Raw genomic sequence first — 920 nt, forward strand, 5'->3', positions numbered from 1 at the left:
TTAACCCAAGTTGCGGGATATAAGTAAGTCTGCCAAAATAGTATTAATTTAAAGGTGACAAAACCAAAATTGAATACTAACGATGACAGACTACACAATTGCAATATATTGCTTTATCGATGATTTTCTAAAGAAAACAGGCTACAAAGAAAATCCTATCAAAAAAATAACCGACGCAGAGCTTATGACAACTGCTTTAGTTGCAGCACGCTATTTTAGCGGAAATCATCAAAAATCAATGAGTTATATGAGAAATCATCATGGCGTAGATATGATTGATAAATCTGGATTTAATAGGCGTTTACATGGTCTGTCTATGCAATTAAACGCTTTATTTATAGGTTTAGGAAGCACCCTAAAGGAACTTAATACCGAAAGCAAGTACCTTATAGATAGTTTTCCAGTAAGTGTATGTCGCAATGTTCGCATTCCCAGGAATAGAATTTTGAAACAAGAAGCTTATCGAGGTAGAAATGCATCTAAACGTGAATATTTTTATGGTTTTAAGGTGCAGGTAATTACTACAGTAGAAGGAATCCCAGTAGAATATTTCATTAGCGCAGGTTCATTTGCTGATATTACCGCTTTTCAGGCAATGAATATTGACTTACCTGAAGGGAGTGAGTTGTACGGAGATAGTGGATATACAGATTATGGATTAGAAGATTTCTATAAAGAATGTGAAAATATTCAACTCCTCATTGAACGGAAATCAAATTCTAAAAGAGGAGATTCACCTGCTTTGGCATTTATAAAAAAACAACTTAGAAAGCGAATTGAGACCACTTTCAGTGAAATAACAGCATTTTTCCCTCTGAAAATCCATGCGGTAACGCCAGAGGGATTTTTGCTAAAAGTGTTTTTATTTCTTTTTGCTTATACACTAAAAAGGGTTGAGGCATAAGCCGCAACTTGAATTA

1 protein-coding gene is annotated in these 920 nt (G+C 34.5%); it reads left to right on the top strand.

The window, feature by feature from the left end; all coding sequences use genetic code 11:
* Positions 1-82: 82 nt before the first annotated feature.
* Complete coding sequence (locus Q0954_RS34065) at positions 83-904, top strand: IS982 family transposase (protein WP_299466582.1); 822 nt, start codon at positions 83-85, stop codon at positions 902-904.
* Positions 905-920: the final 16 nt, after the last annotated feature.

This window comes from uncultured Microscilla sp. (genome assembly GCF_947493425.1).
GTDB lineage: Bacteria > Bacteroidota > Bacteroidia > Cytophagales > Microscillaceae > Microscilla.